General features: G+C 59.6%; 14 protein-coding genes. 9 read left to right on the top strand and 5 right to left on the bottom strand.

Features of this window, described 5'->3' with window-relative positions; translation table 11 throughout:
• The first annotated feature begins 305 nt into the window (after positions 1-305).
• Entirely contained in the window at positions 306-1,142 is an 837-nt protein-coding gene (locus tag DU29_RS0124000; protein ID WP_028624003.1) for a 23S rRNA (adenine(2030)-N(6))-methyltransferase RlmJ, read from the top strand.
• Between the two features lie 124 nt (positions 1,143-1,266).
• Here DU29_RS0124000 and msrA read toward each other — a convergent pair whose 3' ends face one another.
• The 5 genes from msrA to aceE form a co-directional block, all read right to left on the bottom strand.
• Positions 1,267-1,914: a peptide-methionine (S)-S-oxide reductase MsrA gene (gene msrA, locus DU29_RS0123995; protein WP_028624002.1), complete on the bottom strand. Its 648-nt coding sequence runs from the start codon at positions 1,912-1,914 to the stop codon at positions 1,267-1,269.
• A gap of 215 nt (positions 1,915-2,129) precedes the next feature.
• Positions 2,130-4,826, bottom strand: a complete 2,697-nt coding sequence (locus tag DU29_RS0123990) for a sensor domain-containing phosphodiesterase (protein ID WP_028624001.1) — start codon at positions 4,824-4,826, stop codon at positions 2,130-2,132.
• A gap of 193 nt (positions 4,827-5,019) precedes the next feature.
• Entirely contained in the window at positions 5,020-6,414 is a 1,395-nt protein-coding gene (locus tag DU29_RS0123985) for an alkaline phosphatase D family protein (RefSeq protein WP_028624000.1), read from the bottom strand.
• A gap of 266 nt (positions 6,415-6,680) precedes the next feature.
• The gene (gene aceF / locus DU29_RS0123980) at positions 6,681-8,642 is read right to left on the bottom strand and encodes a dihydrolipoyllysine-residue acetyltransferase (protein ID WP_028623999.1); all 1,962 of its coding nucleotides are present in this window, start codon (positions 8,640-8,642) and stop codon (positions 6,681-6,683) included.
• Between the two features lie 11 nt (positions 8,643-8,653).
• Positions 8,654-11,299 (bottom strand): pyruvate dehydrogenase (acetyl-transferring), homodimeric type, encoded by a 2,646-nt coding sequence (gene aceE / locus DU29_RS0123975; protein WP_028623998.1) that lies wholly within the window; start codon positions 11,297-11,299, stop codon positions 8,654-8,656.
• Between the two features lie 384 nt (positions 11,300-11,683).
• Between aceE and glnE the strand changes: the two genes are divergently transcribed.
• From glnE to DU29_RS0123935, 8 genes are all read left to right on the top strand, one after another.
• On the top strand, positions 11,684-14,623 hold the full coding sequence (gene glnE / locus DU29_RS0123970; RefSeq protein ID WP_028623997.1) for a bifunctional [glutamate--ammonia ligase]-adenylyl-L-tyrosine phosphorylase/[glutamate--ammonia-ligase] adenylyltransferase: 2,940 nt from the start codon (positions 11,684-11,686) through the stop codon (positions 14,621-14,623).
• A gap of 281 nt (positions 14,624-14,904) precedes the next feature.
• A complete protein-coding gene (gene waaF / locus DU29_RS0123965; RefSeq protein WP_028623996.1) occupies positions 14,905-15,939 on the top strand; it encodes a lipopolysaccharide heptosyltransferase II in 1,035 nt (344 codons plus the stop codon).
• Position 15,940: 1 nt separating this feature from the next.
• Complete coding sequence (gene waaC / locus DU29_RS0123960; protein ID WP_028623995.1) at positions 15,941-17,002, top strand: lipopolysaccharide heptosyltransferase I; 1,062 nt, start codon at positions 15,941-15,943, stop codon at positions 17,000-17,002.
• On the top strand, positions 17,002-18,123 hold the full coding sequence (locus DU29_RS0123955) for a glycosyltransferase family 4 protein (protein ID WP_028623994.1): 1,122 nt from the start codon (positions 17,002-17,004) through the stop codon (positions 18,121-18,123). The genes waaC and DU29_RS0123955 overlap by 1 nt, the downstream gene beginning before the upstream one ends.
• Positions 18,123-18,929, top strand: a complete 807-nt coding sequence (rfaP, locus tag DU29_RS0123950; RefSeq protein WP_028623993.1) for a lipopolysaccharide core heptose(I) kinase RfaP — start codon at positions 18,123-18,125, stop codon at positions 18,927-18,929. Before DU29_RS0123955 ends, rfaP begins: the two co-directional genes overlap by 1 nt.
• On the top strand, positions 18,929-19,663 hold the full coding sequence (locus DU29_RS0123945) for a lipopolysaccharide kinase InaA family protein (protein ID WP_028623992.1): 735 nt from the start codon (positions 18,929-18,931) through the stop codon (positions 19,661-19,663). Before rfaP ends, DU29_RS0123945 begins: the two co-directional genes overlap by 1 nt.
• Positions 19,660-20,412, top strand: a complete 753-nt coding sequence (locus DU29_RS0123940; RefSeq protein WP_028623991.1) for a lipopolysaccharide kinase InaA family protein — start codon at positions 19,660-19,662, stop codon at positions 20,410-20,412. The genes DU29_RS0123945 and DU29_RS0123940 overlap by 4 nt, the downstream gene beginning before the upstream one ends.
• A complete protein-coding gene (locus DU29_RS0123935; protein ID WP_028623990.1) occupies positions 20,412-21,863 on the top strand; it encodes a lipopolysaccharide kinase InaA family protein in 1,452 nt (483 codons plus the stop codon). Before DU29_RS0123940 ends, DU29_RS0123935 begins: the two co-directional genes overlap by 1 nt.
• Positions 21,864-21,923: the final 60 nt, after the last annotated feature.

Here is a 21,923-nt window from a genome sequence, read left to right as displayed (position 1 = left end):
GAGGGAGCTTGCTCCCGTTCGGCTGCGTAGCAGTCGCCAAAACAAAGCGCTGTGGTGTGTCTGACAAATCTGCGGTGCTGGGTTTGGGGCTGCTTCGCAGCCCGGCGGGAGCAAGCTCCCTCGCCACAGGGTTTGCGGTTCGCCGGGATATTTCGGGGCTGCTTCGCAGCCCAACGGGGGCAAGCCCCCTCGCCACAGGGGTTTGTGCCTGATTGGGGGGAAGGGTTGCGATTGGCCGCTCAGCCCCCACCCCCTGACGTCCGTCGCCGTACAAGGTAAACTCCTCGGCCTTCGCAGGAGCAATCATGAATTATCGTCACGCCTTCCATGCCGGCAATCACGCCGATGTGTTCAAACACCTGACTTTGACCCGCCTCATCGCCTTGATGTCGCGCAAGGAGCAGCCGTTTGCCTATCTCGACACGCACGCCGGTATTGGTCTGTATGACCTGCAGGGTGATCAGGCGAGTCGTACCGGTGAGTATCTGGAAGGCATTGCGCGTTTGTGGGATCAGCCGGATCTGCCGGCGTTGACCGCTGATTACATGAAGGTTCTGCATGACATGAACCCGGATGGCCAGTTGCGTTACTACCCGGGCTCGCCCGAGTTGGCGCGGCGCCTGACGCGGCCGCAGGATCGGTTGATGCTCAACGAGAAGCACCCGCAAGACGGTCTGCTGCTCAAGGACAACATGGCCGGTGACCGTCGTGTGAAGGTGCATCTGGGTGAGGGCTGGCATGTGCCGCGCGCGATGTTGCCGGTGCAGGAGAAGCGGGCGGTGATGTTGATTGATCCGCCGTTCGAACAGCTCGATGAAATGCAACGCTGTGCCGCGTCGCTGAAGGAAGCGATCGGACGGATGCGTCAAACCGTGGCAGCGACCTGGTACCCGGTAAAGGACCAGCGCATGTTGCGCCGTTTTTATCAGGATCTGGCCGGCACGGGCGCGCCAAAGTTGTTGCGTGTGGAATTGCTGGTGCATCCGCTGGACACGCCGAACAGCTTGAACGGCTCGGGATTGGCAATTGCGAATCCGCCGTGGGGGCTGGAAGAGGAGTTGCGTGAATTGCTGCCGTGGTTGTCGAAAAAGCTTGGGCAGACTCAGGGTGGCTGGCAGATGGACTGGTTGATTGCCGAATAGGGTCAATCGACAAGGAATATCAAAAGATCGCAGCCTCGTTTCACTCGACAGCTCCTACAGGTGAATGCGTTTCTCTGTAGGAGCTGTCGAGTGAACCGAGGCTGCGATCTTTTGCATTTGCGGTTTAGATCGGGCAAGTCACGCCTGTGCCGCCAATCCCGCAATACCCTTCCGGATTTTTCGCCAGGTACTGCTGGTGATACGCCTCAGCGAAATAGACCGTCGGCGCTTCATCGATTTCGGTGGTGATTTCGCCTTTGCCAGCCTTGCTCAACTCAGCCTGAAACACTTGCGCGCTGCGTTTGGCCGCTTCCAGTTGCGTCGGATTGGTCGCGTAAATCACCGAGCGGTACTGAGTGCCGATGTCGTTACCCTGACGCATGCCCTGAGTCGGGTTGTGCAATTCCCAGAACATTTTCAGCAGCTCGTCGTAGCTGACTTTCGCCGGCTCGTAGACTACCAGCACCACTTCGCTGTGGCCGGTCAGGCCGGAGCAGACTTCTTCATACGTAGGGTTTGGCGTAAAGCCGCCAGCGTAACCCACGACCGTGCTGACCACGCCTTCGCGCTGCCAGAACTTGCGTTCCGCGCCCCAGAAGCAGCCGAGGCCGAAAATCGCGAAATCTACATCGGTAACGAATGGGCCCAGCAGCGGCGCGTCGTGGACGAAATGTTTTTCCGGCAAAGACATCGGGGTTTCGCGGCCAGGCAGAGCTTGTTCTTTAGTCGGGAGCACGTTTTTGTTCACCAGAATTTCCGAGCGCAAGACCATTTTCAGTCCTCTCAGTCAGGTTGAATGTTGGAAGTCAGACCGCCAGTGTGCCCAATGATGCCGGGTTAATCACTAGTCAAAATGTGAGGGTATTCAACCTTGTGGCAGCTAGCCTGCTAGCAATGGCGGTGTGTCAGCAGCAAGACGCTTATTGGACTGGCGCAATCGCTAGCAGGCTAGCTCCCACATAGGAAATCACTTGCAGGCGAGGAGCGTTACAGGCAGAGCGGCCCACGCGGGTAGCGCTTGAGCTTTTCGACCAGCTCCGAACCCGGTATCGGGCGGTCGAACAGGTAGCCCTGGCCGACATCGCAGCGGTGACGGCGCAGGAAGGCCAGCTGCTCGGCGGTCTCGATGCCTTCGGCCACGACCTTGAGTTTCAGGTTGTGCGCCATGGCGATCACGGCGGAGGTGATCTCCATATCGTCCTGGTTGTCCGGAATTTCGTGGATGAAGCTTCGATCAATCTTGATGATGTCGATCGGGAATTTTTTCAAGTAGCTGAGTGACGAGTAACCGGTGCCAAAGTCGTCCATGGCCAGCGTCAGCCCGAGGCGCTTGAGCTGGTCCAGCTGCAAGTGCGTGTCTTCGGTGGCTTCGAGCAACAGCCCTTCAGTCAGCTCCAGCTCCAGCAGCCGGCCCGGTAGCGCCTCTTCCTTGAGAATGTTGGCAATCGAAGCGACCAGATCCGGGTCGGAAAACTGTTTCGGCGACAGGTTGATCGCTACCTGCAGATCGCCCAAGCCTGCCGCCGAAAGTTCTTTGCTCATCCGGCAGGCCTGACGCGCAATCCATTTGCCAATCGGAATAATCAACCCGGTCTCTTCGGCGACGCTGATGAACTGGTCCGGGCGGATCATGCCTTTTTCCGGATGGTTCCAGCGCAGCAGTGCCTCCATGCCCAGCAAACGGCCGCTGCGCAGGCACAGCTTGGGCTGATAAAACACGTCCAGCTCGTTTTGCGTCAGGGCGCGTCGCAGGTTGTTTTCGACGAAGAGTTTGTAACTGGCCTCGGCATTCAGCGCCTCGGTGAACAAATGAACCTGGTGTTTGCCATTGGCCTTGGCCTTGTGCAGAGCCAACCCGGCGTTGCGCATCAGGGTCTGCGGATCGCGCCCGTGCAGCGGCGCGCAGGCCAGGCCGACGGAACCGGTGACGCTGATCAGCTGGTTGTCGACAAACATCGGTTTATCGAGGGTCGCCAGCAATTGGTTGGCGATTTGCTGACCCGTCGAGAGATCGGTGTTGTCCAGCAATACGGCAAATTCGTTACTGGCGAAACGTGCCAGGCTGCCACTCGGGCTCAGGCTGTTACGCAGGCGCCGGGCGAGGCTGATCAGCAGTTTGTCGCCGGTCTGATGGCCCAGGCTGTCGTTGATGCGCTTGAAGTTGTCGATGTCTACCAGCAACAGGCAGATCGGTGTGTCGGAGTCGCGGGCGAAGCGTTCGTCGAGGTTGCGAATGAACGAGGGGCGATTGCCGAGGTTGGTCAGGTTGTCGGTGTAGGCCAGGCGCTCGATGCGTTGCTGGGCGAGTTTGGTCTGAGTGATATCTTCGTAAATGCCAATGTAATGCGTCAGTTCGTGGTTATCACCGTAAACCTTGGAAATCGACAACTGGCCCCAATACGGTTCGAGGTTTTTCCGCCGGCTTTTGAATTCACCCTGCCAGCTATTGCTTTTGGCCAACGCCGAGGGCGCGTCGAACAGCAGCTCGCTGAGATTCTCCAGCGCCGGCAGTTCCGACAGTCGCTGGCCGTGGACTTCTTCGGTGGTGTACTGAGTGATGGCCGTGAAACTCGGGTTTACGTATTCGACCACGCCGTCGCAATTGACCAGCAAAAAGGCGTTGGCGCTTTGTTCCACAGCCCGCTGGAACAAGTGCAAAGCGCTGGTGGCAGTGCGCCGATTGTGATTGTTGATGACCTGCGCAAACTGGTCGGCGAGCTCACCCGCGAAGGCAATTTCGTCGGATTGCCAGGCACGGCTGGCACCGATTTGCTCCAGGCACAGCACGCCTACCACTTGCCCGTCGACGCGGATGCTCGCGTCGAGCATGGCGTTCACATCGCGCGGTCGCATACTTTCTGCCATGCCTCGGGTGCGCGGATCATGCATGGCATTGTGCGCATCGATCGCGCGGCTGCTCTGTAACGCTTCGAGATAATCGGGGAAGCCACTGATATCAATCGGCGCAGGCATCACGTAGCCGCCCGAGGCGCGATCGTAAGCCGAGATCGGCACCAGCATCGAGCCGTCGAGGTTCCACAGACTGGCGCAGTCAATTTCGTAAATGTCGCAGGCGCTGCGGGTGATCAGTTTGGCGGCTTCCTGCAGGGAGTTGCTGTTGCTGTAGCGCTGGCGGGTCAGCAGCAGGATCAGATCCTGTTGCGCGCGTACGCGGTCCAGATGCAGAAGCTGTTCCTGCTGGGCTCGCTGATTGAGCTCGAGGGCGATTTGCAGGCGTGAATTCTGAGTCTCGAGATCAAGCGCAGCCGTCAGTGGCTCGCCTTCGACTACTCCGTCGATGACCATCAAATAGCCGCGCAACAGGTGTCGATTGTGTTGGCGGTAACCTTCGCCGACTTCCAGCAGGCTCAATGCCCCGGCGGTCGTGTGCAGGGTGTAGCGGATCAGGTAGTGCGGACTTTGCGTCAGTTGCTGCTGGACGGCGTCATGCAGTTGATAGCGCGCCTCAGGCTCCATCAGGCTGGCGTAGGGCGAGCCGATCAGGGCACACAGCTCGACGGCCGGCAAGCCGAACTGGCGCTCGCAATTGGGATCGAGAAACAACAGCGCCCAGCTAGGTTCATTCAGCCGTTCGAAACGCAGCATGCCGAGCCGCGAGGGCACGGGCAATTGCGTCACTACCTCGGCCACCATACGGCTGGTGGCATCAGGTTGGCTTTTCATAGGGAGGGAAACTCGCTTCGATTTATGCTGATCTCGCCGGGCTCTCGCCCTCTTGTCTGTTGTCTGCGGCAAGGTTGCATCATTGCAATACCGACTGACAAGAGACATGAAGGCCAAGTGCTATAAGAATATGTCGGCAGGTAGAAGGATTTCTGCAGCAGACGGCTAAAACTAACGCTTTCAGCCGCAAAAATTATCGAAGCATTACTGATATCGACTGCAGTAATTTGCCGTCGCGATCATGGTAATTGATGTGAATGTGCTCGGCGTCAACGACCAGATGGGCAAAGTTATCCTGGCTGATGACTTGGCTGGTCAATTCATGTCGGTAATCGCCGGCCGCAGTTTTTGCCAATGGCTGGTCGAGAATGAACGTCGATGACTTGGCGTACGGCAGCATTTTGCTGTTGCACAGGGGGGACGACACGATGGTGTGCACCTCAAAGTCCGGGTCTTCGCTGTGGGTCAGTCGACTGGTCAGCGAGCCATGCACATCGCCCGAGATGAGGAAGACGTTTTTGAGCCGGTGCGTACGAATGGTTTCCAGCAGCCGCAGGCGTTGCTCGGGGAAAGCCTTCCAGGCGTCGTCGCCGAGGCGTTTACGGTCGGGGTAGAACATGACGCTGGTGACCACAAGCTTCACCCGCGCAGAGCTGTTGATCAGCCATGTGCACAGGGCATGCTCCTGATCCGCATCGAGGATACGACGGTCATCCGCTGATAAATTTCGTCGGGTGCGGCTGTCGGTGACAAACCATTCGATATCGCCGTCGGCGAACTGATACCAGTAGCGTTCCAGTTTCTCGCTGACCTTGCCATTGGCCAGAAGCACAGGCACCGGGCTGTGACTGGCCTGGTACAGTTCATAAGCGGCGATTGCGTTTCTGTACAGGAATTCATCATTGTCATTTTTATTGGCAGGCCAGTTATCTTCAATTTCATGATCATCAAGGATCATGTAAGTCGATACGCCTGACATCAACTTGCTTATATGCGGCTGAGAGAAAGCTGCCCGATACTTGCTCAATATTTCTTTGTATTCGCGGTCGGGGGCGATGATATTCAAATCGTCGACGTAAATTTGATCGCCGGTCATCAGCATGGCGCTGATGGCAGGTTCTGCACGTTGTGCCAAATTATTGATCGAAGCGAATATGCGGTCGCCCAAATGCGGCGCCGAAGGAACGCCCGCGGTCATCCGCAAGTAACGACAAGAGCCGACAATATAAGCCCGTGGAGCGCTGAGCTGGTTCGACAACGTGCGAAACCGGTAAAGGTCTTTGGGCCACTGCAGCGGCAACTCCTGAACCGAATCCACCGTGTGCGCAGGGTTCATGGGGCTGAACCAGCCTGCCTGATATTCATATTCAGTGTCGGCCGCCAGATCATTCAACACGATGACGTTAGCCATATCCCGCGATGAAGTCAGTGGCGCAAATGTACCTTTTGTCCACTGTTGTTCGCGAACTCGTCGATAACGGATGCCCGCAAATGTTATGGAGTTTTGTTCATGTTCGCCGCGCAAGAGAATGCGCGCGTGATGAGAAGTTGTGTGGCCGATAATAGGTCCGACGGTAGGTTTCAGCATGTTCGAGTCCATTCGAAGTTCATTATGATTTCAGGGGTTACTTGTCTTTGAGGCTTGACCAAGCCTAAGTATTGAATCCTGAAAAATATCGAGCCGAAATGGATGCGACTTGTAGGTGAAGTCAGCTAAAAAAGTAGGAAGTGGTTGTAAGATTAAAAAACCCAGGCAAAAAAAAGCCCCGCCAAGTTGACGGGGTTGAGGTACGAGCGTGGCGCTCGGAAAACGTGGATCACAACAGGCCCTCCGGTAAAGGAGGGCCGATGCGGTTACAGCAGAATGGTGCGGATGTCGGCCAGCAGATCGCTCAGGCGCTTGGTGAAGCGTGCAGCCGCAGCGCCGTTGATCACACGGTGATCGTAGGACAGCGACAGTGGCAGCATCAGTTTCGGCTGGAAGGCTTTGCCATCCCAGACTGGCTGAATGGTTGCCTTGGAAACACCGAGGATCGCCACTTCCGGCGCGTTGACGATCGGCGTGAAGCCGGTGCCGCCAATGTGACCGAGGCTGGAAATGGTGAAGCAGGCGCCTTGCATGTCGTCAGCGGTGAGCTTCTTGTCGCGGGCCTTGGCAGCCAGCGCAGCGGCCTCGGCAGCCAGCTGCAGCAGGCTCTTCTGGTCGACGTTCTTGATGACCGGGACCAGCAGGCCTTCAGGCGTATCCACCGCGAAGCCGATGTTCACGTACTTCTTGCGGATGATTGCCTTGCCGCTTGGCGCCAGCGAACTGTTGAAGTCCGGCAGTTCCTTGAGCAGGTGCGCGCAGGATTTGAGCAGCAGCGGCAGGATGGTCAGCTTGACGCCGGCCTTCTCTGCAACGGTTTTCTGAGCGATGCGGAACGCTTCCAGGTCGGTGATATCAGCAGAATCGAACTGAGTCACGTGCGGAATGTTCAACCAGCTGCGGTGCAGGCTCGACGCGCCGATTTGCATCAGGCGAGTCATCGGCACTTCTTCGGTTTCACCGAAACGGCTGAAGTCCACTACCGGAATCGGCGGAATGCCCGCGCCACCGGTTGCACCGCCAGCAGCGGCCGGTGCTTCCTTGGCCTTCTGCATCATGGCTTTGACGTAAACCTGCACGTCTTCTTTCAGCACACGGCCGTGCGGGCCGCTGGAGCTGACCGCGCTCAGTTCGACGCCGAATTCGCGGGCCAGTTGGCGTACTGCCGGGCCTGCATGAACCTTGGCGCCCGGTTTGGCCGGGGCAGCAGCCGGTGCGGCCGGTGCAGCGGCGGCAGGAGCCGCTTCAGGCTTGGCAGCTGCAGGTGCCGAAGCCGGTGCGGCAGCAGCCGGAGCAGCAGCAGGCGCAGCGCCTTTGACTTTCAGCTTGAGGATCAGGTCGCCGGTACCGACTTCGTCGTCCAGCTTGATCGAAACGCTTTCGACGACGCCAGCGGCAGGCGACGGGATTTCCATGCTCGCCTTGTCGGATTCCAGGGTGATCAGCGACTGATCGGCGGTGACGGTGTCGCCAGCCTTGACCAGTACTTCGATGATCTTGGCCTTGCCCGACGAACCGATGTCCGGCACGTGAATGTCCTGAACGGTGTCCGCAGCCGGCGCAGCCGGAGCAGCATCAGGCGCTGGAGCAGCGGCGGCGGCAGGTGCAGCAGCCTGAGCTGGCGCGGCAGCGGCCGGTGCCGCAGCACCTGCCACTTCCAGGTCCAGAATCAGGTCGCCGGTACCGACTTCGTCGTTGAGCTTGACGCTGATGGCCTTGACCACGCCAGCGGCAGGCGACGGGATTTCCATGCTGGCCTTGTCGGACTCCAGGGTGATCAGTGACTGATCAGCCTCGACGGTGTCGCCAACCTTGACCTGGATCTCGATGATCTGGGCCTTGCCCGACGAACCGATGTCCGGCACGTGCACTTGCTGAATCGAAGCAGCAGCAGGTGCAGCGGCTGGAGCAGCGGCAGCAGCAGGTGCGGCAGCCGGTTTCTCTTCAGCCTTGGCAGCCGGCGCAGCGGCAGCCGCAGGAGCCGCTTCAGCAGCGCCCTCGACTTCCAGCTCCAGCAACTCGTCGCCTTCTTTCAGACGATCGCCCAGTTTCACTTTCAGGCTTTTGACGATACCGGCTTTCGGCGCAGGCACTTCCATGCTCGCCTTGTCCGACTCCAGCGTCAGGATGCTTTGCTCGGCTTCGATACGGTCGCCGACCTTCACAAACAGTTCAATTACTTCACCTTCACCGCTGCCGATGTCAGGTACGCGAATGAGTTCGCTCACAGAGTGTCTCCTCAGCAGTCCAGTGGGTTGCGTTTTTCCGGGTCGATGCCGAACTTGGCGATGGCTTCTGCCACCACTTTAGGTTCGATGTCGCCACGGTCAGCCAATGCTTCCAGGGCTGCCAACACCACAAATTGACGATCGACTTCGAAGAAGTGACGCAGCTTCTTGCGGCTGTCACTGCGGCCGAAACCGTCGGTGCCCAGGACTTTGAATTCCTTGGACGGGACCCACTGGCGGATTTGCTCAGCGAACATCTTCATGTAGTCGGTAGACGCAATGACCGGACCTTTACGGCCGTTCAGGCACTGTTCGACATAGCTCAGTTGCGGCTTCTGACCCGGGTGCAGACGGTTGCTGCGCTCGACGGCCAGGCCATCGCGACGCAGCTCGTTGAAGCTGGTAACGCTCCAGACGTCAGCGCCGATGTTGAACTCTTCACGCAGGATCTTCGCTGCTTCACGCACTTCACGCAGGATGGTGCCGGAGCCCATCAGCTGAACGTGGTGCGCCGCTTCGCGGGTGTCTTCCTCGAGCAGGTACATGCCTTTCTTGATGCCTTCTTCGGCACCGGCCGGCATGGCTGGCTGCTGGTACGACTCGTTCATCACGGTGATGTAGTAGAAAACGTCCTGTTGCTCTTCGGTCATTTTCTTCATGCCGTCCTGAATGATCACCGCCAGCTCGTAGCCGTAGGTTGGATCATAGGTGCGGCAGTTCGGGATGGTCGCGGCCAGGATGTGGCTGTGTCCGTCTTCGTGTTGCAGGCCTTCGCCGTTCAGCGTGGTCCGGCCGGCGGTGCCGCCGATCAGGAAGCCACGGGTACGGCTGTCGCCAGCGGCCCAGGCGAGGTCGCCGATACGCTGGAAGCCGAACATCGAGTAGAAGATGTAGAACGGCAGCATTGGCTGGTTGTGGCTGGAGTACGAAGTACCGGCAGCGATGAAGGAGCTCATGGCGCCCGCTTCGTTGATGCCTTCTTCGAGAATCTGGCCCTTCTTGTCTTCCTTGTAGAACATCACCTGGTCTTTATCGACTGGCTCGTAGAGCTGGCCGACGGAGGAGTAGATGCCCAACTGACGGAACATGCCTTCCATACCGAAGGTACGGGCTTCGTCCGGGATGATCGGAACGATGCGCGAGCCGATTTCCTTGTCCTTGACCAGTTGCGCGAGGATCCGCACGAAAGCCATGGTGGTGGAAATTTCACGGTCGCCCGAGCCGTCCAGGATAGCCTTGAGGGTATCGAGCGGCGGTGTCGGAATGTCGAAGCTCTTGGCGCGACGCTGTGGCACGAAACCGCCCAGTGCGGTGCGGCGCTCGCTCAGGTAACGGGCTTCGGCGCTGTTCGGCTCCGGCTTGAAGAACGGCAGGTTCTCGAGTTCGTCGTCGCGCACCGGAATGTCGAAACGGTCGCGGAACAGCTTCAGGCTGTCGACATCGACTTTCTTGGTGTTGTGTGCGGTGTTTTTCGCTTCGCCGGCACCGGTGCCATAACCCTTGATGGTCTTGGCCAGGATGACGGTTGGTTGTTCTTTGTGGTTGACCGCTTCGTGGTACGCCGCGTAGACCTTGTACGGGTCGTGGCCGCCACGGTTGAGTTTCCAGATTTCGTCGTCGGACAGGTCTGCAACCATCGCTTTGAGTTCAGGCGTGTTGAAGAAGTGTTCACGCACGAACGCGCCGTCTTTGGCTTTGTAGTTCTGGTACTCGCCGTCGATGACTTCGTCCATGCGACGTTGCAGGATACCGTCGACGTCTTTGGCCAGCAGTGGGTCCCAGAAACGGCCCCAAATGACTTTGGTCACGTTCCACTGAGCACCGCGGAACACGCCTTCAAGTTCCTGGATGATCTTGCCGTTACCGCGAACCGGGCCGTCGAGGCGCTGCAGGTTGCAGTTGATGACGAAGATCAGGTTGTCGAGCTTCTCGCGGCCAGCCAGCGAGATTGCGCCCAGGGATTCCGGCTCGTCACACTCGCCGTCGCCCAGGAAGCACCAGACTTTCTGCTTGCCTTCAGGGATGAAGCCACGCGCTTCCAGGTATTTCATGAAGCGTGCCTGGTAGATCGCCTGGATCGGGCCCAGACCCATGGATACGGTCGGGAACTGCCAGAAATCAGGCATCAGCCAAGGGTGCGGGTAGGACGACAGGCCCTGACCGTCGACTTCCTGGCGGAAGTTGTTCATCTGGTCTTCGGTGATGCGGCCTTCCATGAATGCGCGGGCGTAAACGCCTGGCGAGGTGTGACCCTGGAAGTAGATCAGGTCGCCGCCGTGTTCATCGGTCGGGGCCTGGAAGAAATAGTTGAAGCCGATGTCGTACAAGGTTGCGCTGGAAGCGAAGCTGGAGATGTGACCGCCCAGGTCAGAATCCTTCAGGTTCGTGCGCATCACCATGGCCATCGCGTTCCAGCGTACCAGCGAGCGAATGCGGCGTTCCATGAACAGGTCGCCAGGCATGCGTGCTTCGTGGGTAACGGGAATGGTGTTGCGGTATGGCGTGGTGATGGCGTAAGGCAACTGCGAACCGCTGCGGGTCGCGAGTTCGCCCAAACGGGTCATCAGATAATGAGCGCGGTTTTCGCCTTCTTTGTCGAGAACCGATTCCAGGGCGTCCAGCCATTCCTGGGTTTCGACGGGATCGAGGTCTTGCATGGCTTGCTCCAGGGCGGAAAGGCTTCCAGAATCGGTTGCCTGAGTTTGCGACTGGCCTTGTGGGCAGACGATATAAATTCTTGGATTGCCGAGAGGTAGGTTCCGGCGGCGTGTAGTTTTACTACAAATCTTCGGGCATTTCAGCTATCCGAATGTATATACGAGTAGTAAAACTACAGATGAGCGGCTTGTGGCCTCCAGCTGCGTTGTGAGAATAATCGTTAAGGTTGGTCTTTTGCCAACCGAAAAAGGTGAAAGCTTGATGCTCTCTGCCAACATTAAAGAATTTCCAGCTATTTCTAACCTTTGTTCGACAGTCGGTCACGTAGTGCTTTTTGAAAATTCACTACATCCAGCCTTCTACACGCCGATCAAGGATAGACCATGAGCCTGCCTACGCTTGCCGAACTGCCCGGCATTCTCCTGCCATTTGTCACTCGTGCCGAGCAGTCGTTCCGCACGGCCGTCGGCGAACTGGATGACGATCATGGGCTGTCCGCATGGACGCCTGAGCGCTGGGCGCAGTTCGCTCGCGTGACCGCCGCCAGCGACTTTGTGATTGAACAGAGTGTGCGTGACCCTTTGATGTTGCTGGCGCTGGTGCAGTCCGGCGAACTCGACCGCAGCTTTGCCCCTGGCGAGTTATGCGCACAGATCGCGGCGGCGGTGAATGCCGCTGAAACCGAAGACGAACTCGGGCGCGCGTTGCGCCGCCAGCGCACCCGTCATCAGGTGCGGATCATCTGGCGTGATCTGAACCGCCAGGCCGACCTGATCCAGACGTGCCGTGACCTTTCCGACATGGCGGATGCCAGTATCGATCAGGCCTATCAGTGGCTGTACGCGCGTCATTGTCAGCAATTCGGCGTGCCCACAGGACGGCGTAGCGGTGAACCGCAGCAAATGGTCATCCTCGGCATGGGCAAGCTGGGCGCGGTCGAGCTGAACCTGTCGTCCGACATTGATTTGATCTTCGCCTACCCCGAGGGCGGCGAAACCGTCGGCGTGAAGCGCTCGCTGGATAACCAGGAATTTTTCATCCGTCTCGGCCAACGGCTGATCAAGGCGCTGGACCCGATGACGGTGGACGGTTTCGTCTTTCGCGTCGACATGCGCCTGCGCCCTTACGGCTCATCCGGTGCGCTGGTACTCAGCTTCAATGCGCTGGAGCAGTACTACCAGGATCAGGGCCGCGACTGGGAACGTTACGCGATGATCAAGTCGCGGGTGGTCGCCGGCGATCAGGTCGCCGGTGCGCAGCTGCAAGAAATGCTGCGTCCGTTCGTTTACCGGCGTTACCTGGATTTCTCCGCCATCGAAGCGCTGCGCACCATGAAGCAGCTGATCCAGCAGGAAGTGCGGCGCAAGGGCATGGCCGACAATATCAAGCTCGGCTCGGGTGGCATTCGCGAGGTGGAATTCATCGCCCAGGCATTCCAGCTGATCCACGGTGGTCGCGACCTCAGCCTGCAGCAGCGTCCGCTATTAAAAGTACTGAGCACGCTGGAAGGCCAGGGTTATCTGCCGCCAGCGGTGGTGAGCGAGCTGCGCGAAGGCTATGAATTCCTGCGTTACACCGAGCACGCGATTCAGGCGATCGCCGATCGCCAGACCCAGATGCTGCCGGATGGCGCCGAGGATCAGGCACGCATTGCGTTTATGCTGGGCTTTGCCGATTGGCCGGCTTTCCACGAGCAACTGATGCATTGGCGCGGTCGCGTGGCGTGGCACTTCGGCCAGGTGATTGCCGATCCGGACGAAGAGGAGGGTGTCGAGAGCGAAGTGGTGGTCGGCGGTGAATGGCTGCCGCTGTGGGAAGAGGCTCAGGATGAAGAGGCCGCCTGCCGCCAGTTGGGCGAGGGCGGTTTCGTCGATGCGACCAAGGCGCTCAAAGCGCTGGCCGGTCTGCGCGCCAGCCCGCAATTGCGAGCCATGCAACGTTTGGGGCGCGAGCGTCTGGATGCGTTCATCCCTCGCTTGCTGGCTCAGGCCGTGGAACACGCCAACCCCGATCTGGTGCTGGAGCGCGTTCTGCCCCTGGTTGAAGCCGTCGCCCGGCGTTCTGCGTACCTGGTGCTGCTGACCGAGAATCCCGGCGCACTGCGACGCTTGCTCACGTTGTGCGCAGCGAGTCCGTGGATTGCCGAGCAAATCACCCGCTTCCCGCTGTTGCTCGATGAATTGCTCAATGAGGGTCGGCTGTTCAAGCCGCCGTTGGCACCTGAGCTTGCCGCCGAGTTGCGCGAGCGCCTGACGCGGATTCCCGAAGATGACCTCGAACAGCAAATGGAGGCCCTGCGCCATTTCAAGCTGGCGCACCGCTTGCGGGTGGCTGCCTCGGAAATCGCTGGCAGCCTGCCGTTGATGAAAGTCAGCGATTACCTGACCTGGCTCGCCGAAGCGATCCTCGAACAAGTGATGGCGCTGGCATGGCGGCAGACCGTGGCCAAATACGGCACGCCGCTGCGCAACGACGGTACGTTTTGTGATCCGGGTTTTATCGTTGTCGGTTACGGCAAAGTGGGCGGCCTGGAACTGGGGCACGGTTCGGACCTCGATCTGGTGTTCATCCACGACGGCGATCCGCAGGCGGAAACCGACGGGACGAAACCCATCGACGGCGCGCAATTTTTCAACCGGCTGGGGCAGCGCATCATTCACTTGCTCACGGCGCAGACCAACTCCGGCCAGTTGTACGAAGTCGACATGCGTCTGCGGCCGTCCGGTGCCTCCGGGCTGTTGGTCAGCTCGCTCGGAGCGTTTGCCCGTTATCAGGAAAATGAAGCCTGGACCTGGGAGCATCAAGCGCTTGTTCGCGCGCGGGTGCTGGTCGGAAGTCAGGATGTCGGTCAGGCGTTCGAGAAAGTTCGAGCGGCGACATTGGGCCGGTCGCGAGATTTGCCGACGCTCCGTCAGGAGGTCAGCGAGATGCGCGCGAAGATGCGCGATAACCTCGGCACAAAGAGCACTGCGGCCGGCATCGGGGCAAATGCCTTTGAGGCCACGGCGCGGTTCGATCTCAAGCAGGACGCCGGAGGTATCGTCGATATTGAATTTATGGTGCAATACGCGGCCCTGGCGTGGTCGCATACACACCCGCCATTGCTGCGCTGGACAGATAATATTCGCATTCTGGAAGAGCTGGAGCAGGAAGGGCTGATGCCCGCCGAAGACGCCGGTCTGCTGCGCGAGGCCTACAAAGCCTACCGCTCCGCCGCGCACCGGCAGGCTTTGCAGAAGGATCCCGGCGTGATTGCGGGTGATCAGTTCGCGGATGAGCGCCGGCAGGTCATGCGAATCTGGCGTGAGTTGGGGTTAAGTTGAAACTGGATATTTGAAACACCCAATACCCTGTAGGAGCAAGCTTGCTCGCGATATCGGATTGTCAGTCGTCATCGATGCCGGAAGTGATGGCCTAATCGCGAGCAAGCTTGCTCCTACAGATTCTGCGATTTTATTGTAGATTTTGGCAGCTCAGCTGCACCGCGCAGGATGCTCACCAGTACTTAATGTGGGAGCCCGCTCCCACATTAAGATCTGCAGTGTTATGTAGAATTCTCGAGGCGGGGAGGCGTATGCCTCCCCGGTTCGTTTTTGGAAGCCACATGAAAATTCTGATCGTTGGGCCCAGTTGGGTCGGTGACATGGTGATGGCGCAGACACTGTTTCAGTGCCTCAAACAGCGCCATCCGCAGTGCGAAATCGACGTGCTGGCCCCCGAGTGGAGCCGGCCGATTCTTGAGCGCATGCCCGAAGTGCGTCAGGCCTTGAGCTTTCCGCTCGGTCACGGCGTGCTGGAGTTGGCGACGCGTCGGCGTATCGGCAAATCCCTGGCCGGTCAGTACGATCAGGCGATCCTGCTGCCTAATTCCTTGAAGTCGGCGCTGGTACCGTTCTTCGCCGGCATCCCGAAACGCACGGGCTGGCGTGGCGAGTTTCGCTACGGCCTGCTCAATGACCTGCGCACGCTGGATAAGGAACGTTACCCGCTAATGATCGAGCGCTTCATGGCCCTGGCGTATGAGCCCGGCTTCGAGCTGCCGAAACCCTATCCGCGTCCGACCTTGCAGATCGATCCGGTGACCCGCGAAGCGGCATTGGCGAAATTCGGCCTGACCCTCGATCGTCCGGTCCTGGCGCTGTGCCCCGGCGCAGAATTTGGTGAGTCCAAACGCTGGCCCTCCGAGCATTACGCTCAGGTTGCCGAAGCGAAAATTCGCGAAGGCTGGCAGGTCTGGCTGTTCGGTTCGAAAAACGATCACGCCGTCGGCGAAGACATCCGCGCGCGGCTGATCCCGGGTTTGCGCGAAGAATCAGCGAACCTCAGCGGCGGCACGTCCCTCGCCGAGGCCATCGACCTGCTGTCCTGCGCGGACTCAGTTGTGTCCAACGATTCCGGGTTGATGCACGTCGCTGCCGCGTTGAATCGCCCATTGGTGGCGGTGTACGGTTCCACGTCGCCAGGCTTCACCCCGCCGCTGGCCGAGCATGTCGAGATCGTTCGCCTGGGCATCGAATGCAGCCCATGCTTCGATCGCACCTGCCGGTTCGGTCATTACAACTGCTTGCGCCAGCTCATGCCGCAAGCGGTTAACGAAGCCTTGCAACGGTTGCAGGGCACTGTGGTCGAGGTTCAATAGTTTGCGGGTTCTGTTGATCAAGACGTCTTCGCTGGGCGACGTGATTCACGCGCTTCCAGCGCTGACCGACGCGGCCCGGGCGATCCCCGGGATCACATTTGACTGGGTCGTGGAAGAAGGCTTTGCCGAAATCCCGACCTGGCATCCCGCCGTCGGCAAAGTCATTCCGGTGGCGATCCGGCGCTGGCGCAAGAACCTCTGGCAAACCTTCAAGAGCGGCGAATGGAAACGCTTCAAGCAAAGCGTTCGCGCCAACAAATATGACCTGGTGATCGACGCCCAGGGTTTGCTCAAGAGCGCCTGGCTGACGCGCTACGTCAAAGCCCCGGTGGCCGGCCTCGATAAAGACTCGGCGCGCGAGCCGATGGCTGCACGTTTCTATAATCGGCGCCTGGCGGTTGGCCGTGGTCAGCACGCGGTGGAGCGAGTGCGTCAGCTGTTTGCCATCGCCCTCGGTTACGACTTGCCAAGAGGCCTGGGCGACTACGGCCTCAACGTCGAGCGCCTGGTGGAATTGCCGCGCAAAAATCCGTACGTGTTATTCCTGCACGGCACCACGTGGGACACCAAACACTGGCCCGAAGCCTACTGGCGGGAACTCGCCGAGCGGGTCGGCTATCTGGGCGTCGGCGTCAAGCTGGCGTGGGGCAATCCGGCCGAGAAGGCTCGGGCTGAGCGCATTGCCAAGGACATGCGCCACGTCGAAGTGCTGCCAAAACTGAACCTGGCGGGCGTCGGCAAAGTGCTCGCCGGCGCGCAGGCTTGCGTCGCGGTAGACACCGGTCTGGGTCATCTCGCCGCTGCGCTCGACGTGCCGACCCTGTCACTGTTCGGCCCGACCAATCCTGGCCTGACCGGTGCCTACGGCAAAGCGCAGATCCACCTCGCCAGCGATTGGCCATGTGCGCCGTGCCTGCAAAAGAAATGCACCTATCAACCGACGGCCGAAGATGCCCGTCAGTTCGACCTGAAACGCGAGTGGCCACTGTGCTTCACGCGTCTGAATCCCGAGCGTGTCGCCACCCGACTGAGCACGTTGTTACTGGCTGAGGAGCTGCGCTGATGCAACTGGCATTCGTCTTGTACAAGTACTTTCCATTTGGTGGCCTGCAGCGTGATTTCATGCGCATCGCTCTGGAATGTCAGCAGCGCGGCCACCAGATTCGCGTTTATACCTTGATCTGGGAAGGCGATGTACCGCCGGGTTTCGAAGTGCAGGTGGCACCAGTGAAAGCCTTCTTCAATCACCGCCGCAACGAGAAGCTCAGCGAGTGGATGGAGGCCGATCTGGCCAAGCGTCCGGTGGACCGTCTGATCGGTTTCAACAAGATGCCGGGCCTCGATGTTTACTACGCCGCCGATGGTTGCTTCGAAGACAAGGCGCAGAACCTGCGCAACTCGCTGTACCGGCGCTGGGGCCGCTATCGGCATTTCGCCGAGTACGAGCGTGCGGTGTTCGCCAGAAACGCGAAGACCGAGATATTGATGATTTCCGAAGTGCAGCAGCCGCTGTTCATCAAGCATTACGACACGCCGCTGGAGCGCTTTCATCTGCTGCCGCCGGGCATCTCTCAGGATCGCCGCGCGCCGCCCAATGCCGCTGAGATTCGCGCGGATTTCCGCCGCGAATTCAGCCTTGAAGACGATGACCTGTTGCTGGTGCAGATCGGCTCAGGGTTCAAGACCAAAGGCGTCGATCGCAGCCTCAAGGCACTGGCCGCATTGCCCGCTGATCTGAAGAAACGCACCCGGCTGTTTGTAATCGGCCAGGATGACCCCAAGTTATTCCAGATGCAGAGCGCCACGTTGGGCCTGGGTGACAACGTCACGTTCCTCAAGGGCCGTAGCGACATCCCGCGTTTTCTGCTCGGTGCCGATCTGCTGATCCACCCGGCGTACAACGAAAATACCGGGACCGTGCTGCTTGAAGCCTTGGTGGCCGGGCTGCCGGTGCTGGTCAGCGCGGTCTGTGGTTACGCTCATTACATCGCCGAGGCCGATGCCGGCCTGGTGCTGGATGATCCATTCGATCAGCTGCAATTGACGCACTACCTGACCGGCATGTTGAACGATGCAACGGCCCGCGCGGCCTGGAGCCGCAATGGTCTGGCCTTTGCCGACACGGCCGACCTCTACAGCATGCCGCAACACGCGGCTGATGTGATTCTGGCGGAGCACGCTTAATGAAGTTGATGCTGACTGAACCGTTCAAAAGCCTTTGGGCCGGACGCGACCCGTTCGCCGAAGTCGAACGTCTCGAGGGCGAGGTTTACCGAGAACTGGAAGCGCGCCGCACTTTGCGTACTGAAGTGAATGGCCATGGTTTTTTCGTAAAGATTCACCATGGCATCGGCTGGCGCGAGATCTTCAAGAACCTGCTGACGGCCAAGTTGCCGGTGCTCGGCGCGGGTCAGGAATGGGCCGCCATTCAGCGCCTGCAGGAAGTCGGCGTACCGACCATGACCGTCGTCGCCTACGGCGAGAAGGGGGCCAACCCGGCGGACCATGATTCGTTCATCATCACCGAAGAATTGGCGCCCACCATCAGTCTTGAAGATTTTTGCATGAATTGGCCCGCGCAGCCTCCCGAGCCGACACTCAAGCGGGCGCTGATTGCCGAAGTCGCACGCATGACCGGCATGATGCACCGTGCCGGGGTCAACCACCGCGATTGCTACATTTGCCACTTCCTGTTGCACACCGACAAACCGGTGGCCGCCAATGACTTGAAGCTCTCGGTCATCGACCTGCATCGCGCCCAGACCCGTCCGACGATTACCCCGCGCTGGCGGAACAAGGACCTGGCGGCGCTGTACTTTTCCGCGATGGATATCGGCTTGACCCGACGCGACAAGATGCGTTTCCTCAAGGGCTATTTTCAGCGCCCCCTGCGCCAGATTCTGGGCGAGGAAAGCGGTTTGCTGGTGTGGCTGGAAAGCAAGGCCGACAAGCTCTACGACCGTAAGCAGCGCTACGGGAATGCGCTCTGATGTCGGGTTGGAAACTGGAGCCCGCCTACAGCGATCTGGCTGACGATTTCGGTAGCCTGGACGCGGTGTTCGCCCTGCAAGGCGAGCGTTTGACGCGTGATCCGTTGTCCGAAGTCATCCGCGTGCAGCGCAATGGCGTGAACTATTACGTCAAGCGCTACGTGGGCGCCGGTAAAGGCCTGCGTCGGTATCTGGGCAAACCCCGGGTGAAGGCCGAGTGGCAGAATCTCAAACGTTTCGCCAAGTGGGACATCCCCACTGCCGAAGTGGTGGCCTGGGGCCTGGAACGGCGCGGCGCGACCTACGATCGGGGGGCGATGATCACCCGGGAATTGCCGCATACCGAAGATCTGTCGGCCCTGGCCGAACGACACGATCCTAAACTGGCGGACCGCGCCTGGGTCGACACTGTCAGCCGCCAGTTGGCCCGCTATACCCGGATCATGCACGACCACCGCTTCACCCATAACGATCTGAAGTGGCGCAACTTGCTGATCGACGATCACGCACGGCTGTTCCTGATCGACTGCCCCAACGGTGATTTCTGGCGCGGTTTCTGGCTCAGATACCGCATCACCAAAGACCTCGCCTGCCTCGACAAGGTTGCCAAATATCAGTTGTCGGCCACTCAGCGCCTGCGTTTTTACCTGCAATACCGGCAACAGCCCCGGCTCGATGCCGCGGATAAAAAGCGCATTCGTCATGTGCTGAGATTTTTCGAGGGTCGCGAATGACAGATTTTCTCGCCGCTGAAGACCGTGCGCTCCTTGAGCGCCATGGCCTCGGTACCTTTGACGCGCTGTGGGCCAGGGAGCTCGACGTAGTGGACGAGCCCAACAGCGTGCGCGGTGGCTGGAGCAGCGTGTCCCGGCTGGACCTGGAGGGGCAGGGGTTCTACCTCAAGCGCCAAAGCAATTACCAGATGCATACGTTGCATGCGCCGTTGGGTGAGCCGAGTTTCGCCCGTGAGTTTCGCAACATCAGTCGCTACGAAAAGCTGGGTATTCCGGCGCTGAAGGCGTCGTACTTCGGGGAGCGCAAGGTCGATGGTGAAGTCCGGGCGATCTTGCTGACGCGCGCGCTCGACGGCTGGGATGATCTGGATTCGCTGTTGCAGCACTGGTCGGATCTGAGCGCGGCGCAGCAGTCGGCGATCCTGCAGGCCTGTGGCCGGCTGGCCCGGCGTCTGCACGGTGCGCGTCAGGTTCACGGCTGCTTTTATCCCAAACACATTTTTCTTCAGGTTGCTGACGCCGGTTACGTCGCTCAGCTGATTGACCTGGAAAAAACCCGGCCCCTGTTGTTCGGTCAGCGTGATCGGGTCAAGGATCTGGAGCCGTTGACGCGGCGGGCGCCAGAGTGGAATGAAGGGCACTTGCGCGAGTTGCTCGCGGCCTACCTCGAGCAGCCACAAGACGCTTCGCTGATCGACGGCTGGCTGACGCGCCTGACCGCGCGGCGCAGTTACAAGGGTGCTATCTGATGCGATTGTCCGAACTGAAAAACGCCGGCCGTCAACCTGAGCTGCCCCTGAAAATTGCCCTGGCCGATGCGGCCGGGCCTGCCGATTTGCAACTGCTGAGTCTGTTGCGGGTGTTGCCGGGCCAGCGCTATGTTGGCGCCGGCATCTGGCGCGGTCGCCCGGTACTGGCCAAGTTGCTGGTGGGCAGCAAGGCTGCTCGGCATTTTCAACGCGAGCTGGGCGGCGTGCGCTTGCTCGCGGCGCAGGGGCTGACCACGCCGCAGCTGTTGGCCGACGGTTTGAAGGATGGCGAGGGCGGCTGGCTGCTGTTCGATTTTCTGGAAAATGCCGAAAGCCTCGGGGATGCCTGGCAACAGGTCGAGCAATTGCCGATGCTGGCGGATGAGCAATCGGCGGTGTTGGCCGATGCGCTGGGCGCGGTCGGGCAAATGCATCGCAAGGGCCTTTGGCAGGAGGACCTGCATCTGGACAATCTACTGCGCCAAGGCGGTCGACTGTACCTGATTGACGGGGCCGGTATCCGGGGCGAAACGCCCGGCCAGCCGTTGTCGCGCCAGAAAGTGCTGGAAAATCTCGGGGTGTTTTTCGCCCAGCTACCCAAGTCGCTGGCGCCCTTCACCGAAGAATTGCTGGTGTATTACCTGTTGAGCAATGGTGAACATGCGTTGCCCATGGAGGCGTTGCAAAAGCAGATCGACAAGGTCCGCGCCTGGCGCCTCAAGGATTATCTGGACAAGGCCGGTCGCGACTGTACGTTATTCAGCGTTCAGCGCGGGCCGTTTGGTCTGCGCGCGACACGCCGCGATGAAGAGGCGGCGATGCTGCGGGTGCTGGAACAGGCCGATGCGTTGCTCGAACAAGGCCACTTGTACAAAACCGGTGGCACGGCCAGTGTTGGCAAGGTCGAGGTCGGCACTCGCACGTTGCTGATCAAGCGCTACAACATCAAAGGGTTCGCTCATTGGCTCAAGCGTTTCTGGCGTCCAAGCCGAGCGTGGCATTCCTGGCGCGAAGGTCATCGGTTGGCGTTCCTGGGTGTTGCGACGCCCAAACCCCTGGCGGTGCTCGAGAAACGCTTCCTTGGATTGCGCAGTCGGGCTTATCTGGTGACCGAGCACTTGTCTGGTCCAGATGTCATCGCGCGTTTTGCGCCCTACGTTGAACGTGGCGATGCGCCCGAAGCCGAGCTGGCGGCCCTGGATCATTTGTTTGCCGAGCTGATTCGCGAGCGGATCAGCCACGGCGACTTCAAGGGCCACAACCTGTTCTGGCAAGACGATCGCTGGGTGCTCATCGATCTCGACTCGATGCGCCAGCACGGCTCAGTGGAAAGTTTCGCCCCGGCCTATGCGCGAGACCGGGCGCGGTTCATGCGTAACTGGCCACAAGGCAGTGCGTTGTATCAGCTGATTGATCAGCGTTTGCCGCGCGATGTTTCCAGCGCTGTCTGAACAGACCAGGCGAGTGGACAAGATTTTGTGAAAAGTCCTACATGATTCTCGGACTCCATG

The sequence above is a fragment of the Pseudomonas sp. Ant30-3 genome (assembly GCF_000690905.1).
Taxonomy (GTDB): Bacteria; Pseudomonadota; Gammaproteobacteria; order Pseudomonadales; family Pseudomonadaceae; genus Aquipseudomonas.
The sequence above is the reverse complement of the archived record's forward strand: the minus strand, read 5'-3'. Positions and strand labels throughout refer to the sequence as shown.

Bases quoted from the DNA above. Each gene is read 5' to 3' on its own strand.
- DU29_RS0123985 (WP_028624000.1), bottom strand. From the start codon at position 6,414: ATGCTGAAACCTACCGTCGGACCTATTATCGGCCACACAACTTCTCAT.
- waaF (WP_028623996.1), top strand. From the start codon at position 14,905: ATGAAAATTCTGATCGTTGGGCCCAGTTGGGTCGGTGACATGGTGATG.
- DU29_RS0123990 (WP_028624001.1), bottom strand. From the start codon at position 4,826: ATGAAAAGCCAACCTGATGCCACCAGCCGTATGGTGGCCGAGGTAGTG.
- aceE (WP_028623998.1), bottom strand. From the start codon at position 11,299: ATGCAAGACCTCGATCCCGTCGAAACCCAGGAATGGCTGGACGCCCTG.
- DU29_RS0123940 (WP_028623991.1), top strand. From the start codon at position 19,660: ATGACAGATTTTCTCGCCGCTGAAGACCGTGCGCTCCTTGAGCGCCAT.
- DU29_RS0123955 (WP_028623994.1), top strand. From the start codon at position 17,002: ATGCAACTGGCATTCGTCTTGTACAAGTACTTTCCATTTGGTGGCCTG.
- msrA (WP_028624002.1), bottom strand. From the start codon at position 1,914: ATGGTCTTGCGCTCGGAAATTCTGGTGAACAAAAACGTGCTCCCGACT.
- DU29_RS0123935 (WP_028623990.1), top strand. From the start codon at position 20,412: ATGCGATTGTCCGAACTGAAAAACGCCGGCCGTCAACCTGAGCTGCCC.
- rfaP (WP_028623993.1), top strand. From the start codon at position 18,123: ATGAAGTTGATGCTGACTGAACCGTTCAAAAGCCTTTGGGCCGGACGC.
- DU29_RS0123945 (WP_028623992.1), top strand. From the start codon at position 18,929: ATGTCGGGTTGGAAACTGGAGCCCGCCTACAGCGATCTGGCTGACGAT.
- glnE (WP_028623997.1), top strand. From the start codon at position 11,684: ATGAGCCTGCCTACGCTTGCCGAACTGCCCGGCATTCTCCTGCCATTT.
- DU29_RS0124000 (WP_028624003.1), top strand. From the start codon at position 306: ATGAATTATCGTCACGCCTTCCATGCCGGCAATCACGCCGATGTGTTC.